The organism is Butyricicoccus pullicaecorum, assembly GCF_002160355.1.
Taxonomy (GTDB): Bacteria; Bacillota; Clostridia; order Oscillospirales; family Butyricicoccaceae; genus Butyricicoccus; species Butyricicoccus pullicaecorum.
Genome location: NZ_NFKK01000016.1, coordinates 1 through 15,709, shown reverse-complemented (window position 1 = coordinate 15,709; position 15,709 = coordinate 1). Strand labels below are relative to the sequence as shown.

The 15,709-nt window shown below is 52.0% G+C and carries 12 protein-coding genes; all 12 read left to right on the top strand.

Features of this window, described 5'->3' with window-relative positions; genetic code table 11:
• The first annotated feature begins 289 nt into the window (after positions 1-289).
• A complete protein-coding gene (locus B5F17_RS11390; protein WP_087373955.1) occupies positions 290-1,336 on the top strand; it encodes a Gfo/Idh/MocA family protein in 1,047 nt (348 codons plus the stop codon).
• A 17-nt stretch (positions 1,337-1,353) separates the two neighbouring features.
• Complete coding sequence (locus tag B5F17_RS11385) at positions 1,354-2,268, top strand: sugar phosphate isomerase/epimerase family protein (protein WP_087373953.1); 915 nt, start codon at positions 1,354-1,356, stop codon at positions 2,266-2,268.
• A 23-nt stretch (positions 2,269-2,291) separates the two neighbouring features.
• Positions 2,292-3,236, top strand: a complete 945-nt coding sequence (locus B5F17_RS11380) for an ROK family glucokinase (protein ID WP_087373952.1) — start codon at positions 2,292-2,294, stop codon at positions 3,234-3,236.
• 26 nt (positions 3,237-3,262) lie between these two features.
• Positions 3,263-4,333: a substrate-binding domain-containing protein gene (locus tag B5F17_RS11375; RefSeq protein WP_087374014.1), complete on the top strand. Its 1,071-nt coding sequence runs from the start codon at positions 3,263-3,265 to the stop codon at positions 4,331-4,333.
• Between the two features lie 51 nt (positions 4,334-4,384).
• Positions 4,385-5,875, top strand: coding sequence for a sugar ABC transporter ATP-binding protein (locus tag B5F17_RS11370; protein ID WP_087373951.1), 1,491 nt, complete (start codon positions 4,385-4,387; stop codon positions 5,873-5,875).
• A 2-nt stretch (positions 5,876-5,877) separates the two neighbouring features.
• Positions 5,878-6,900, top strand: coding sequence for an ABC transporter permease (locus B5F17_RS11365; RefSeq protein WP_087373949.1), 1,023 nt, complete (start codon positions 5,878-5,880; stop codon positions 6,898-6,900).
• An 86-nt stretch (positions 6,901-6,986) separates the two neighbouring features.
• On the top strand, positions 6,987-9,404 hold the full coding sequence (locus tag B5F17_RS11360; protein WP_087373947.1) for a GH39 family glycosyl hydrolase: 2,418 nt from the start codon (positions 6,987-6,989) through the stop codon (positions 9,402-9,404).
• Positions 9,405-9,645: 241 nt separating this feature from the next.
• The gene (locus B5F17_RS11355; protein ID WP_087373945.1) at positions 9,646-10,749 is read left to right on the top strand and encodes a Gfo/Idh/MocA family protein; all 1,104 of its coding nucleotides are present in this window, start codon (positions 9,646-9,648) and stop codon (positions 10,747-10,749) included.
• Between the two features lie 12 nt (positions 10,750-10,761).
• Positions 10,762-11,193 carry a C-glycoside deglycosidase beta subunit domain-containing protein gene (locus B5F17_RS11350; protein WP_087373943.1) on the top strand — a complete coding sequence of 144 codons (432 nt, stop codon included), beginning with the start codon at positions 10,762-10,764 and terminating at the stop codon, positions 11,191-11,193.
• A gap of 11 nt (positions 11,194-11,204) precedes the next feature.
• On the top strand, positions 11,205-12,188 hold the full coding sequence (locus tag B5F17_RS11345) for a sugar phosphate isomerase/epimerase family protein (protein WP_087373942.1): 984 nt from the start codon (positions 11,205-11,207) through the stop codon (positions 12,186-12,188).
• Between the two features lie 240 nt (positions 12,189-12,428).
• Complete coding sequence (locus B5F17_RS11340; RefSeq protein WP_162608164.1) at positions 12,429-13,784, top strand: MFS transporter; 1,356 nt, start codon at positions 12,429-12,431, stop codon at positions 13,782-13,784.
• 123 nt (positions 13,785-13,907) lie between these two features.
• Entirely contained in the window at positions 13,908-14,879 is a 972-nt protein-coding gene (locus tag B5F17_RS11335) for a flavodoxin family protein (RefSeq protein ID WP_087373938.1), read from the top strand.
• The last annotated feature ends 830 nt before the right edge of the window (positions 14,880-15,709 follow it).

The following is a 15,709-nucleotide window of genomic DNA, read 5'->3' as shown; positions in this document are numbered from 1 at the left end:
TATAGAGTATTGTGCCGGTTTGAATTTCAAAACATCGAAAAACTTCGGCATACACGCGCCCTTTTTGTGAGTTATTCATAAGAGCATCAAGGCCAGAGGTCAAAAAATATATACTCCCGATGACCTTTTTCCTGCGTCTGATGGCGTTCTGCGGAAAAAGGTCATTTTTTATGCGTTTTGACTGCAAGAAATCCGGAGTCAAAAACGGCGAAATATACTATCATTAAGACAACAAAAGACCAGTAAAAAACAGGAGAGAGAGCAGGAAAATAAAAAGGAGCTGAACAGGATGAACGTAAAATTAGGTATTATCGGTTTCGGCGGCATGGGCAAGTGGCATGCACAGAACGCGCCGCGTGCGGGCGTAGAGATCGCGGCAGTGTGTGATATTGACCCGGTCAAGCAGCAGGAAGCGGTCGAGATGGGATATAAAATGTATCCCTCTGCCGAGGAACTGCTGAGAGATGACAATGTCAATACCGTTATTTTGACCGTACCGAATTATCTGCACAAAGAAATGTGCATTAAGGCCGCGGAGGCAGGCAAACATGTCATCACCGAGAAACCGGCGGCGATGAATGTGCAGGAACTGGACGAGATGGAGGCCGCATGCAAGAAGGCTGGCGTATTTTTCACCTCTCACCAGAATCGCAGATGGGATCGGGACATGCTGATTGTCAAGAAGGCGTATGATGAGGGTATGTTGGGTAATATCTTCACCATCGAATCCAAGCTGCACTCGGGCAATGGCTACATGCACGAGTGGCATATCTATAAGAAGTACGGCGGCGGTATGATTTACGACTGGGGCGTGCATCTGATCGACCAGATTCTGTTTATGATGCCGCAGGCCAAGATCAAGTCGGTTTACGCCGATATCAAGAATGTCCTGCATGAGGAAGTGGACGATTACTTTAAGATCATCCTCAAGCTGGACAATGGCGTAACCGCACATATCGAGCTGTCCACCTACATTCTGGAATACCAGCCGCGCTGGCTGGCGGCGGGCGATAAGGGTACGCTGGTTGTTAAGAACTTCGGCTGTGAGGGCAATATCTACCGCACGGGCAAGATGCTGGAGAAGCTGCCGCCGCAGATCACCGAGACCGAGGCTGGCCCGACCCGTCAGTTCGCACCGGTACCGCCCGGAGGCATTGTCACCGAGCCGCTGCCCACGGTCGAGACCGATTGGGTGAATTTCTACCGCAATGTTGTGGATGTACTCAACGGCAAGGCCGAGTCGCTCATCAAGATCTCCGAAGTACGCCGTGTACTGTCGGTGATGGAAGCGGCATGGAAGTCTGCCGAGACCAATGAAGCGATTTTGTTTGAATAATAGAGGAGGAACTTACAATGAAACTGGGATTTATTACTGCAATCTGCGACGGCATGAGCTTTGAGGAAGTCGTGGACTTCGCGGCTGAAAACGGTCTGGAATGTCTGGAAGTTGCGTGCTGGCCGCAGGGCGGCGCGCAGCGCAGATACGCAGGCGTCAGCCACATTGACGTTGCCAACCTGACCGCGGAAAAGGCAGCGGAGATCAACAAGCTGTGCGCGGATAAGGGCGTAGAGATCTCGTCTCTGGCATACTATCCGAACACCATGGACCCCGATCCGGCCAAGCGTGAGAGTTACATTGCGCACCTGTACAAGCTGATCGACGCATCGGCTATGCTGGGTGTGAATATGGTCACCACCTTCCTCGGCCGTGACCCGCACAAGACGGTCAAGGAGAATCTGGAGCTGGTCAAGGAGATCTGGCCGCCGATCGTCAAGTACGCCGAGGACAAGGGCGTTAAGATTGCAATTGAGAACTGCCCGATGCTGTTCACCGATGACGAGTGGCCGGGTGGTCAGAATCTTATGACCTCGCCCGCGAACTGGCGCAAGGTATTCGAGATTCTGAACAGCCCCAACTTTGGTATCAACTACGATCCTTCGCACTTTGTATGGCAGCAGATCGACTACATCAAGCCTATCTATGAGTTTAAGGACAAGATTTTCCACGTCCACTACAAGGATATTAAGCTGTACCGTGACAAGCTGGCCGACGTCGGTGTCATGGCAACGCCGCTCGAGTACATGTCTCCCAAGCTGCCCGGTCTGGGTGACGTCGATTGGGGCAAGTATGTATCCGCACTGACCGACATCCGTTATAACGGCTATACCTGCATCGAGGTCGAGGACAAGGCATTCGAGTCCAGTCTGGACGATGCCAAGAAGGCGGTAGTGCTGAGTGCCAAGTACCTGAGAAATTTCGTCATCTAAGCGGCAGACAGAAGGGGAAGCATATGAGTAAGACATACGCATTCGGCGTGGATATCGGCGGCACGACCATCAAGATGGGACTGTTTGAGACCAACGGCAAGCTGCTCGAGATGTGGGAGATTCCGACCCGCACCGAGGCCGACGGCAAGTTCATCCTGAACGATATTGCGCAGGCTGTGGATAACAAGCTGAAAGAAAAGAAGATTTCCACCTTGGACGTCGAGGGCATCGGACTGGGCGTACCCGGTCCGGTCGGCCCGGACGGCACGGTGTTCAAGTGCGTCAATCTGGGCTGGGATGTGTTCAACGTCGAGCACCGTCTGAACGTACTCACCGGCCTGCGCGTCAAGGCAGGTAACGACGCCAACGTCGCAGCTCTGGGTGAGATGTGGCAGGGCGGCGGCGCCGGCTACCAGAACATCGTCATGGTCACCTTGGGCACCGGTGTCGGCGGCGGCATCATCATCGACGGCCGCATCCTGCCGGGTATCAACGGAGCCGCCGGTGAGATCGGACATCTGCCGGTCGAGGATTACCAGCCCGAAACCTGCACCTGCGGCAATGAGGGATGCCTCGAGCAGTACAGCTCGGCAACCGCGGTGGCTCGCAGCGCCCAGCGTTACCTCGAAGAGCACCCGGAGGCCGAGACCAGCCTGCGCGGTGTGCAGAACATCGAGGCAAAGGACGTGTTTGACGCCGCCAAGCAGGGTGACAAGGTTGCACTGGAACTGACCGAGCGTGCATGCGCATACCTTGGCAAGGGACTTGCCATGATTGCATGCGTGGTCAATCCCGAAGCCTTCGTCATCGGCGGTGGTATGGCGCGTGCGGGTGAGATCCTGATGGAGTCCGTCCGCCGCAACTTCAAGCAGAAGGCCTTCCACGCTTCGCGTGAGACCGAGTTCAAGGAAGCCAAGCTGGGCAATAATGCCGGTATCTACGGCGGCGTGCGTATGCTGCTGAGCTGAGAGAGGAAGAAAAAGACGTGAACAAGATGAAAAAATTTGCAGCTTGGGTACTGGCAGCTGCCATGCTGACCGGTCTGACCGCCTGCGGCGGCGGTGAGCAGGCTGATGCGGGTGAGAATGCAGACAAGACCCATATTTATGTACTGACCGCAGCCGAGGATCACGGCTGGACCGGTTCGGTTGCGACGTTTGCAAAGGAAAAGGTTGCTGAGATCAACGAGCAGGGTACCTGCTCGGCCGAGGTCATCACGGCATCGGACGCTGCCGAGCAGATCACCAAGCTCGAGGACATTGCAGCTTCGGGCGGTGAGAACATCGCAGTTGTCATTCAGCCCATGGATGATACCGTACAGTCTGCCATCCAGCAGGTCATCGACGCTGGCATCCCGTACGTCACTTTTGACCGCATCATTGACGCGGTTGCACCGCAGGCAGTTGCCAATGTCAAGGGCGACAATGAGGGCATCGGTGCGGGCGCTGCGGCCTACTTTGTATCGCTTGGCCTGACGCCGGGCGAGACCGTATACGTCTACGAGGGCGATACCTCTTCGGTCACCACCCTGCGCAATCAGGGCTTCACCCAGTACCTCACCGGTGAGCTGGAATTTGACGGCCAGACCATCCCGGAGGACAAGAAGTGGAGCGAGGACGATCTGAATGCAATCGTATACTCGGGTGCGATGAACTGGAGCCGTTCGGAGACCAAGCAGTCGTTTGAGTCGCTTATGGGTGATACCGCCAATACGTCGATCAAGTGGTTCTACGCAGAGGATGACGAGCTGACCATGGGCATTCTGGAAGCCCTGCAGGGCGGCGGCATTGCCGAGGATGCCAAGGCAGCATTTCTCGCAAACAAGCCGGTCATCACCGGCTGCGGCGGACTGGGTGAACTGTACGACGTACTCAAGGGCGAGAGCTATCAGGACATTGCGTCCCAGCTGGGCGGCCTGATGTCGGTCACTTACAGCCCGGCCATGATCCAGACCGCAATCACCGACATGACCGATTATCTGGACGGTAAGACGGTCGAACAGGATCACGTCATCGCCTGTGAGAATGTCACATCGGAGAACGTCGCTGAATACCCCGCGTTCTAAACTTTTGGGAGCCATAGCAATATGGCTCCTTTTCTATGACAGGAGGAAACCATGGAACTGTTAGAGATGCACGGCATCTATAAGTCATTTTGCGGGGTGCCGGTGCTGGAAGATGTGTCGCTGACCGTCAAGCGGGGCGAAGTGCACGCGCTGCTCGGAGAAAACGGCGCGGGAAAGTCCACGCTGATGAACATTCTGACCGGTGTACATACCCGAGACGAGGGCACGATCTATTTTGATGGAGAAGACTGTCAGCACATGACGGTCACGCAGGCCGAGAAGCTGGGAATTGCATTTGTGCATCAGGAGCTCAACCTGTTTGAGGACCTGACCGTGTGGGAGAATATTTTCCTCACGCGAGAGTACACCAAGGCCTTTGGCCGGGTGGATAAAAAGCGCATGGTGGAGCAGGCACAGGCATTTTTTACCCGGATGGGGGTGCACTTGGACCCGCTGGCGCAGGTATCTGACCTCAAAATCAGCGAAAAACAGCTATTGGAGATCGCCAAGGCACTGTTTTTCCAAGCCAAGCTGCTCATTCTGGACGAGCCGACCACCTCGCTCAGTCAGAATGAGATTGCGCACCTGTTCGACATGATCGGCAGGCTCAAAGAAAAGGGCGTTTCGTTCCTGTTCATCTCGCATAAGATGCCCGAGATTTTCCAGATTGCAGATCGATACACCGTGCTCCGAAATGGTAAATTTGTGCGCACAGGCGAGATTTCTGAGATCACGCCGGACGAGATGACCGCGCTGATGGTCGGAAAATCCGGCCTGACAAGTGATATTTACTGCACCCGTCCGACCGGAGAAACTGTGCTCAAGCTGGAACATTGGAGCGGTGACGGCTTTGCCGATGTCGATCTGGAGGTCAAACGCGGTCAGATCATCGCGCTGACCGGCTTGCAGGGCTCGGGCAGCGGGGAAGTGCTGCAAAGTATTTTCGGCTGCCGGACGGTGAACGGCGGCACGATGGAGGTATTCGGACAGCAGGTGCAGCCCGGCTCCATCCATCGCGCCATGCGGGCCAAAATTGCCATGCTGCCCGGTGACCGCAAGGAAAATTCGGTCGTACCCGACATGAATCTGCTGGAAAATATGTATCTGGCCGAGCACACCCTGTCGCTCGATGACTTCCGCATCCATAAGAAGCTGGAACACCAGCGTTTCGACCACTATCGGGAGTTGCTGCACATCCGCATGAACCAGCCCGAGGACAGCATTCTGTCGCTCAGCGGCGGCAACCAGCAAAAAGTATTTTTAGCCCGCTGGCTCAATACCAACGCAGAACTTTTGCTGCTGGAAAACCCGACGCAGGGCATTGATGTGGGCGCCAAGGCCGAGATCTATGAGCTGATGCTGGAACTTGCTGCGTCGGGTAAGACCATCCTGCTGAGTACACAGGAAATTCCTGAGATTTACAAGACCGCCGATGCCTGCGCGGTGTTTTATAACGGCAGGCTCAAGAAAATACTGCCGCATGACGAGATCGACGAGGAGACCGTTATGCGCTATGCAACAAATGCGAATGAGGTGTCGTAACCATGAGCAAACAGAATCGATTATCGCCATCGAGAGTATTGGCGCAGTATCACTATATTGTCGTGTTTTTGATTGTCTTTGCCGTGTACGCCGCGGCGAGTTCCAGTCTGACTTGGAACGGCATGATGAACATTTTCCGTCACTCGGCGGTCATTGGTATTTTGGGATTGGGCATGGGACTGATCTGCCTGACCGGTGAGATTGACCTGTCGGTCGGCTCCATGCTGGCGCTTCTGAGTGGTTTTTCGGTGGTGGTGTTCAACCTGACCGACAGCATTACCGTGACCCTGCTGTTTGCTGTGGTGTGTGGTGCATTGCTCGGACTGCTCAACGGTTTTCTGGTTGGCGTTGCCGAGATGCCCGCATTCATCGTCACGCTGGCCACTATGCTGATTTATCGCTCGATTGCTCAGTATGCCTGCCAGAATCTGGATAAGGAACTCATTGGCGGCGGCAGTTCGGTGTACCGCATGATTGCCGATCACCAAAGCTATCAGAGTTTTTATCAGCTGGGCAATGGCCGTCTGCTGACCATCCCGGTAGTGGGCCTCATTCTGACCGTGATGACGCTGGTGCTGGTTTATGTGACCACCAGTACCAAGTACGGTAAAAAGCTGTATGCCGTCGGCAGCAACCAGAAGGCTGCGCGTCTGGCCGGCATCAGTGTGAGCAAGATCAAGCTGTCCGCCTTCGTGCTGACCGGTATGCTCGCCGGACTGGGTGCATTTTTGTGGATTGCCATGAATGCCTCGGCCGACCCGGCAACCACCGGCAACAGCTATGAAATGTACGCCATTGCTGCCGCTGTTTTGGGTGGCATCAGCATGTCGGGTGGCCGCGGCCGGTGCCTGGGCGTGCTGTTCGGCGCGATGTCCTACACGGTCATTGACAAGATCATCGTCGCACTCAAGATGGACTCGCTCATCAACGACGCAATCAAGGGCGTTATCCTGCTGCTGGTCATCTTCATTCAGGTTGCCGGTCCGCGCATGCGTTCCAGACTGCACGGTAAAAAGTCGGCGTAAGTGCAGCGCAAGTTACTGCAAGAAAGAACACGTTATGGTATAATACTGTCAGGACTACATGATGAGATAAAGGGTACATAGAAAATATGAGTGGAAATTTGAAAAAAGAGATTTTACCAATTTATATTTCCAATGTCCAACAGCAGTTTGACTGTTTCCATCAGGATGCCGAACTGTTTTATGTGCTCGAGGGCAGTATGGAGATTGTGATGGGCGATTATCATACCCATCTGAAGCATGAAGATATTTTTATTGTCAATTCCAATCGCGGATACAGCTATAAGGCATCCAAAGACGTGTTGTTTGTCAAGATATCCATTCCGTACCAAATTATCAGCAGCATGGTCAAGAGTACGGACGTAGTTTTTCTATGTGACTCTACACGAGACGAGAACCATCAGTACGACGTCCTGCGCCGCTTGTTCAAAAAACTGCTCAACCGGTATTACAGCGTGCGTGATCGGGAGAATGATTTTGGCTACAAAGCGCTGTGTTATCAGGTGCTGGACATTCTTTCCACACATTTTCTGCTGCGCATTACCGATCAGGGCGGTGCAGATGAGCGCGAGCGGTTTGACGAGCGCATTGTGCAGATCAATAACTACATCCACGCCAATTACAGCCATCCTATTAGCTCCAAGGATCTGGCGGACAAACTGCATTTGTCGCAGAGTTATTTGTCGCGCTTTTTCAAAAAGACCTACGGCATGAGCTTTACTGAATACCTGACCAATATCCGTCTGTATCACGCGATGGACGATCTGCTTTACACCAATACGCCGATTACGCGCATTGCGTTTGACAACGGTTTTGCAAACATTGCGGCGCTGACCAAGGTGTTTAAGGACAGTTACGGAGAAACGCCGTCGTCTATGCGTAAGAATCAGAAGAGTAAGGCACAGGGCGCGGAACCGACCGATAACAGCCCTGTGGTCAAACAGCGTCTGGAAAATTACCTGCGTTCGAGCGGGGGAGAACAGGAGACTGTTCCGGAAAACAGCGATCAAACTGAGAGCTGTTTGGTCTCCGGCAGCCAGCCGCTGGCTGATTTCTGGGGAGATACCATCAACATCGGTGCAGCGAGCGATCTGCTCAAGTCCGAAGTGCGCGATCATGTCATCATGCTCAAGGAACTGCTGGGTTTCCGATATGTGCGCTTTTGGAATATCTTTTCTCAAGAAATGTTCATTCAGCCCAATGAGAATGTGGATGATTACAATTTTTCCAAGCTGGATGCGATCATTGACTTTTTGATTGAGCATGAGCTCAAACCCTATATCGAACTGGGAATGAAGCCAAAGCGGCTGTACCGCGACGTGCAGAATGCCATCATTGACGAGCGCCATAACATTTATCACATCGATGTACCGGCATACCGTAAGGTGATCAGTGCGATGATGTGGCACTTCCACAACCGGTATCGCCGCAGTGAGCTGAACACCTGGCGTATGGAGCTGTGGTTTCATGAGGATCAGTGGGGAAGAAAGGGCGCGGTAGAAAAATACTTTGAGCAGTTTGCGGTTATTTATGAGACAGTCAAGCAGTATGCTGACCGTCTGGAAGTCGGTGGCTGCGGACTGCGCATTGGCTTTTCTGACATTGAGAGTTCGGCTCTTCCGTTTTTGTGCGAGTGGGGTGAGCAGAGCTGCCAGCCGGATTTTATCTCAGTACTGTACTATCCGTACGAGCGGGGGGAGATCAATCAGGATCGATATTCCAGACGATCTTCGGACAACGAGGGTATGATGCACAAGGTTGCGGTGATGAAGGAGTTGATGCAAAAGGCAGGCATGTCGCGCACCAAGCTGTACATTACTGAGTGGAATCTGACCGTTTCTGACCGAAATTACATTAATGACACCTGTTTCAAGGGTGCATATATTGTCAAGAATATCATTGACAATTATGGACAGCTTGACCTGCTGGCCTATTTCTTCGGCAGTGACCGTGTATCCGAGTATTTCGACTCGCGCGGCCTGCTGCACGGCGGATCGGGCCTCATCAGCAAGGATGGTATTTTGAAGCCTGCCGGATACGCCTTCCGTTTCTTGAGTTGGCTGTACAATTACTTTGTCGTGAAGGGTAAAAATTTTATCATTACGACTGACGGGCATGATTCCTACGCCATCGTGTGCCACAACCAGAAGGCACTCAACTATAACTATTACCTGACCCGTGAGGATGAGATCCCCAAAGACAGCATCTGGAAGTATTTCGAGGATCAGGAGAGCCTGCACCTGAATTTGCAGCTCAAGGGTGTCAAGAACGGGAAATATCAGGTCAAGACCTATCAGATTAACGAAAGAATCGGCAGCCCGATTCATTTCTGGGCAGAGATGGGGTTCGAAACCGAGCTGTCGCGTAAGGATATTGCTTATTTGCAGCGGGTGTGCGGACCGCGTCTGACCATCCGTACCGAGCAGGCATCCGAGCACACACTGCCGATTGTGTGCAACATGAAGGCCAACGAATTCTGCTTTATTCGTGTGCGCAAACTGTCATAATAGAACAAGGCCGTCGCGGGCATTCGCGGCGGCCTTGTCTTTTGCAGGGAGAGGTCAAAAAACAGCGATTGTTTTTGACCTCTTTTTGTGCTTGTCTGCAGGGTCAGGCAAAACAAGTCAAATTTGCTGTTTGTTTAGGTTGTTGCAAATGAAGTGGGCAAATAAAATGTTTGTTATAATCATTGTACAAAGAACGGAGAGAAAGTTCCGGAATGGAAAAGCAAAATGAGGAGGTCAAATTATGAGCAAGTTAAAAATTGGTGTGATTGGCTGCGGCGGTATTGCAAACCAGAAGCATTTCCCTGCACTCAAGGCAAATTCCGATCTCAATGAGATCGTAGCGTTCTGTGACACGCAGAAGGAACGTGCAGAGAAGGCTGCGGCAGAGTTTGGCGCACCGGGTGCCAAGGTTTATACCGATTACCATGACCTGCTGGCAGATCCGAATGTAGAGATCGTTCATGTCTGCACGCCTAACGTAGCACACTGCCCGATCACCTGCGACGCATTCGCAGCAGGCAAGCACGTTTACTGTGAAAAGCCCATGTCCCACTCCACTGCCGAGGCTGAGAAGATGGTCGAGGCTTGGAAGAAGTCGGGCAAGCAGTTCACCGTTGGTTATCAGAACCGTTTTCGTCCTGAGGTACAAAACCTGCATGCAGCTTGCATGAACGATGATCTGGGCGATATCTACTACGGCAAGGCACATGCTGTTCGCCGCCGCGGCGTTCCGACTTGGGGCGTATTTATGGATAAGGCACAGCAGGGCGGCGGTCCGCTGATCGATATCGGTACCCACGCACTGGACATCACCCTGTGGTGCATGAACAACTACGATGTAGACAGCGTCAGCGGTTCGGTATTCTACAAGCTGGGTAACCTGCAGCAGGCAACCGAGGGTAACCTGTTTGGACCTTGGGACCCCAACACCTTCGAGGTTGAGGACTCTGCAATGGGCTTTGTCAAGATGAAGAACGGCGCAACCATCAATCTGGAAGCAAGCTGGGCACTGAACATTCTGGAGTCCCGCGAGGCATCCACCACCCTGTGCGGCACCAAGGCCGGCGCTGAGATTCACTCGGGTATGAGCTACTCCAAGAACGAGCTGATCTACAACCGCGGCCGCAACAACCAGCTGATGGAAGAGACCCTGTCTCCGGTCGGCGGCGTTGCATACTTTGGTGGCGGCGGCGGTGAGGAAGGCACCATCGACTGCCGTCAGTGGCTGGAAGCAGTTCAGAATGGTACCCAGCCGCTGGTTAAGCCTGAGGAAGCACTGGTTGTCACCAAGATTTTGGACGCGATTTATCAGTCTGCCAAGGAAAACAAGGAAGTCAAGTTTTAAGGGGGCATCGTGATGGGATTCGCAATGCGCATGCAGCTCAACGAAGAGATCATCAAAAAGGCATCGTTTCAGGACATGTACATCAATGGCCAGAAAAACGGTTTTGAGTTTGATGTACAGCTGGCCTACTATCGTGGCCATTATCTGTCCGACATTGACCTGCTTGAGGTCTATGTAGACGGTGAAAAGATGCCGCAGGAGGCTGTGACGTTTGAGCTTAACGGCAAGGAGATGCCGGTTTATAAATTGACGTATGCAGTGACCGAGTTCTGGAGTCAGGTTCAGCCGGCTAAGATCCGTGTCATCAAGAAGGGCGGCCTGACCGTGGGCGAGCACGAGATCGAACTCAAGCTGATGCTGCGCGTTCCGTACATGCAGATCGGCCCCGATCACACATTTATGCCGCTTGACAGTGGTGATAAGATTACGGTAACGGTTGCGTAAGGAGGTACAGCATGAGCAACATTAAACTTGGCGCGACGCTGTTCTGCTACGGAACGGAGTATGCGAGATATCAGTACGATTTTGAAGAGTGTGTCAAGCAGGCGGCGGCAGCCGGTGCAGAGGGTTATGAGATTGTCGGCACGCAGATGCTGCCCTCTTACCCCAATGTCAGCGATGAGTTTCTGGGTCTGGTGCAGGATCTCAAGAACAAGTACGGCATTGGACCGGTCGGCTATGGCGCAAACAATGATAAGGGCATGATGCACGACCGCAACCTGACCGACGATGAGATGCTGGCCGATACCATCATCGACCTCAAGGCAGCCAATAAGCTGGGTTGTAAGGTCATGCGTAGCCAGTATATGCTGTCCCCGGCGGCATTCGAGCGCCTTGCACCGTACGCTGAACTGTACGACGTCAAGGTCGGCATCGAGATCCACAACCCGGAGACCCCGGCCTCCCCGGTGATGCAGGAATATCTGGATGTCATCAAGCGCACAGGTTCCAAGTATCTGGGCTTTGTTCCGGACTTTGGTTTCTTGTCGGTGGCACCCAATAAGCCCCAGTGGATGAAGGCCATTCAGGCAGGGGTCAAGGAAGAACATCTGGAAATGGCAGCGGAGATGCGCCGCACCAGTGTTCCGCAGGAAGAAGCACAGCGCAAGCTCATGGAAGCAGGCGCACATCCGGCGATCAACGGCGTGCTGGCTGGCATGTACGGCTTCGTGCAGTTCAAGTCCAGAGACGCGCTGCCCGGTCTGCTTCAGGAACTTAAGGATATCCTGCCGTACAGTTTTGAGATGCACGGCAAATTCCATTACCTGAGTGAGGACTGTGTCGAGCCCAGCATTCCCTATAAAGAGATTCTGGAAATGCTGACCGATACCGATTTTGACGGTTACCTGATCTGCGAGTACGAGGATGAGTTGTACTGCGGCGGTACCGAGTTTACCAAGCGTCAGCTTGCGATGGAAAAGAGACTGTTAGGCCGATAAAAAGACGAAAAAAAGCAACATGGGCCGGTGCCTGCCAGCACCGACCCACGTCTTGAGAGTGATAAATAAAAGAATTTACCGGATTTATTTTATCTCTCTTATATTTGCTTGTCAATCGTCATTCACAGATTCTGCGAAAAATAGTGAGAATCTCACAAAAAAATACACTTTTATAGCTGGCGCAGTTGGAAACGCTGGGGGAAAAGTGGAAATATGGATAAGAGAGGGCGTAGAACAGAGATGAAACTTTCAAAACGCACATTGTTTGCATACGGTGTCGGCGACTTTGCCAGTAACCTGTGCTGGACGTTCATCGGCAGCTTTCTGAGTATTTATTACACCGATGTCGTCGGCATCACGCCGGTGGCAGCGTCCGCGATCATGCTGATTGCGAAGATTTGGGATGGCATCAACGACCCGATGTTCGGCGCGATTGCCGAGCGCACCAATACCAAGAAGGGACGTTTCCGTCCGTACATTTTCTATGGCGCACCCATTCTGGCGGTACTGTCCGTACTGGCATTTACCACCTTTGGTACCGGACGCACGGCAGTTATCTGGGCGGCTGTTACCTATATCGGCTGCGGTATGGCATATACGGTTGTTAACCTGTCGTATGGTTCGCTGTCTACGGTTATGACCACCGATCCCGAAGACATCGCGCAGCTTAACAGCTACCGCATGATGGGTACCAACTTAAGCTCGGTTCTGCTCAATGCGATCACCTCGCCCATGCTGCTGTACTTCTCCGGCTCGGAGAATTACACCAAGCAGTCTTACCTGTATGTTGCAATCATCTTTGCAGTATGTGCACTGCCTCTGTTCTATTTTGTCTATGCAAACTGCAAGGAGACCATCCATCCGGTTTCGGAAGGCCAGAAAATGCCGGTTCGCATGAGTATTCGTGCTGTGCTGACCAACAAGCCGCTTGTGCTTCTGTTCTTTATCCAGTTGCTGGCAATGACCGCATTCTTTGGCCGTATGGGCGTTGTCATCTACTACCTGATGTACAATGTGCAGAGCTTCACCCTGATTTCGGCCTTTATGTCGCTGCCGTCGCTGTGCACGGTTATTGGTATCTTCGCGACCAAGAACTTCGTTGTCCGCGTAGGTAAGAAGAAGATGGCCGCAATCGGCTACATCGGTGCCGGCGCTTCGCTGATCGTCATCTATCTGGTCGGCTGGACCAACATCCCGCTGCTTCTGGCACTGCATTGCATCTATGGCTTCTTCTGCTTCTCCTTCCCCATTCCTATGGCGATGATTCCGGATGCAATCAACTACGAAGAGGATCGCATTGGCGTACGCGCAGACGGTATGTCCTATGCAGCCGTCTCGCTGTCGACCAAGTTCGGTTCGGCGTTCGGCGTATCCGGTGCGCTCCTGATTATGGGTGCACTTGGCTACGTTGCAAACCAGCAGCAGACTGCCGAGGCTCTGTTTGGCATCAACCTGACCACCAATCTGATTTTTGGCCTGATGTATTTGCTATGTCTGGTTCCGCTCTTCTTCTATCCGCTCAGTGAGCAGAAAAATGAGGAGATCCTCAAGCGCTTGGAAGAAAAGCGCAGCGCAATGGCTGCAGAAAAGGCGTAAAGAGAGCCGACTGGATCGCTGTGGGGATATCCCCTGCGGCGATCTCGTCTGCCTCATGATGAACGCATGAAAATGGTGCAAACCGTTTCAAATTTATAAAAAACACAGACAGAGAGGGAACTTATGTACATTCTGGGTTTATCTTTCGGCAGAAAGATGGGAAACACTGACATTCTGGTCAAGGAAGCACTGTTCGGTGCGCGTGAGGCAGAGCCGGACGCTGAAATCAAGTTTATCAACACCAATCGCCTCAAGATTGATCGTTGCATTGGCTGCGGTGCATGCTCGGGCAGTCTGGAAAAGGGCGGAGACAACGACTGCATCATCAAGGATGACATGCAGATGGTTGAGGATGAGATCCGCAAGGCCGACTGCCTGATCGTCGGCGCACCGGTCTATGTACTCCAGCCGGTTGGTCAGTTCAAGAACCTTGTAGACCGCTTTTCCTGCCGTCACGACGTATCCGCGATCAACTGGGTCCTCGACAAGCGCAGAGCAGGTCAGGCACCCGGCGATCCGGATGCCTTCCCGCAGGAGCGCTTCAAGCGCAGAACGGTGTCCTACATTTCGGTCGGTGGTGCGACCACCAAGAACTGGGTATCCATGGGCACGGCAACCATGCACCTGTTCGGTTTCCCGGCCATGATGAAGGTGGTCGGTAACTACGACGCGCATCACATGGGAACGACCGGAAACCCGGTACTGGATGAAAAGCTGATGAGCGACATTCACGAGATGGGCAAGCAGACCGCGCTGGCCTATCATAAGAAGGACGAGGAAATCGAGTGGTTTGGTGAGACCGGAACCTGCCCGGTATGCCATCAGAATCTGCTGATGATGAACGGTACCACCACGGTCGAGTGTCCGATCTGCGGTATTGAAGGTAAGCTGAGCGTGGAGGGCGATCAGGTTAAGGTCACCTTCTCCGAGCAGCAGCAGGCGCGCGCACGCGGTACGTTTGCCGGACTGCGTGAGCATACAGTCGAGATTCAGGGCTTCGGCGCAATTTGTGGACCCAAACTGGCGGCGATCAAGGATGAACTGCCCGAGATGCTGGACAAGTATAAGAATTTCGACGCATATATCAACAAATAATATATTTTTTGCCATGCAGATGTAATCTTTCTCTTGAAAAGCCGTACAGACAGGTGCTGTACGGCTTTTTGCTGCGCTCAAAACAGGTAAAAAGAAAACGCAGAGATCAAAATTGATCTCTGCGTGTGTTCTTGCTGTTTGGAATGGGAAATTAGCCGCGGGAGATGTTCATGCACTGCATATACATAGCGAAGCTGATGGGATCCTTGGAGACATCCTTCCACTGACGGATCTGCTTTCTGAGCTGCTGGTTCATAATCAATAACCTCCTCGTGTGAATAGGTGAATATGGTGGACAAGATAAATATCTTGTGTTTGGCGTGTGTTTACGTCTTGTTTTCTGTATTTATATTTAACCATTTTTTCGAACTTTTTTCAATGGGTAAAATGCACAAAAGTAATTTTGGAATAGGCAATTATTGAATAATAATGATGATTAAATCAAGTATATATGTAAAAAGTATATATAATACAAATTATATAACGTAAAAAATGATATCGGAGTGGAAAGGTAAAACTGAACTTTTTAAGGATGTAATGAAATTGAAGAAAAATGAAAATTCTGAATTTTGTTTAGAAAACATATTTTGGAATTGTGAGGCTAAAATGTGTCCATATAAAAATAATAAGGGATGTCAAGCAAATGGTTGATCAGACATATTATCTTGTGCATGAACAACGAAACAGCAAAGCCCTATTGTATTTCCAACAAATCCGCACGTAAAAGTACATAAAAATCCTCATATACCTTCTTATTCCTATGTTATAGCACAGAAATAAGGGGGTATTTTTTTACACACAGATCAGACAGTTCAATAAACAATATTTTA

Coding starts and splice junctions, on each gene's coding strand:
- B5F17_RS11375 (WP_087374014.1), top strand. CDS start 3,263: ATGAAAAAATTTGCAGCTTGGGTACTGGCAGCTGCCATGCTGACCGGT.
- B5F17_RS11355 (WP_087373945.1), top strand. CDS start 9,646: ATGAGCAAGTTAAAAATTGGTGTGATTGGCTGCGGCGGTATTGCAAAC.
- B5F17_RS11385 (WP_087373953.1), top strand. CDS start 1,354: ATGAAACTGGGATTTATTACTGCAATCTGCGACGGCATGAGCTTTGAG.
- B5F17_RS11345 (WP_087373942.1), top strand. CDS start 11,205: ATGAGCAACATTAAACTTGGCGCGACGCTGTTCTGCTACGGAACGGAG.
- B5F17_RS11360 (WP_087373947.1), top strand. CDS start 6,987: ATGAGTGGAAATTTGAAAAAAGAGATTTTACCAATTTATATTTCCAAT.
- B5F17_RS11380 (WP_087373952.1), top strand. CDS start 2,292: ATGAGTAAGACATACGCATTCGGCGTGGATATCGGCGGCACGACCATC.
- B5F17_RS11365 (WP_087373949.1), top strand. CDS start 5,878: ATGAGCAAACAGAATCGATTATCGCCATCGAGAGTATTGGCGCAGTAT.
- B5F17_RS11335 (WP_087373938.1), top strand. CDS start 13,908: ATGTACATTCTGGGTTTATCTTTCGGCAGAAAGATGGGAAACACTGAC.
- B5F17_RS11340 (WP_162608164.1), top strand. CDS start 12,429: ATGAAACTTTCAAAACGCACATTGTTTGCATACGGTGTCGGCGACTTT.
- B5F17_RS11390 (WP_087373955.1), top strand. CDS start 290: ATGAACGTAAAATTAGGTATTATCGGTTTCGGCGGCATGGGCAAGTGG.
- B5F17_RS11370 (WP_087373951.1), top strand. CDS start 4,385: ATGGAACTGTTAGAGATGCACGGCATCTATAAGTCATTTTGCGGGGTG.
- B5F17_RS11350 (WP_087373943.1), top strand. CDS start 10,762: ATGGGATTCGCAATGCGCATGCAGCTCAACGAAGAGATCATCAAAAAG.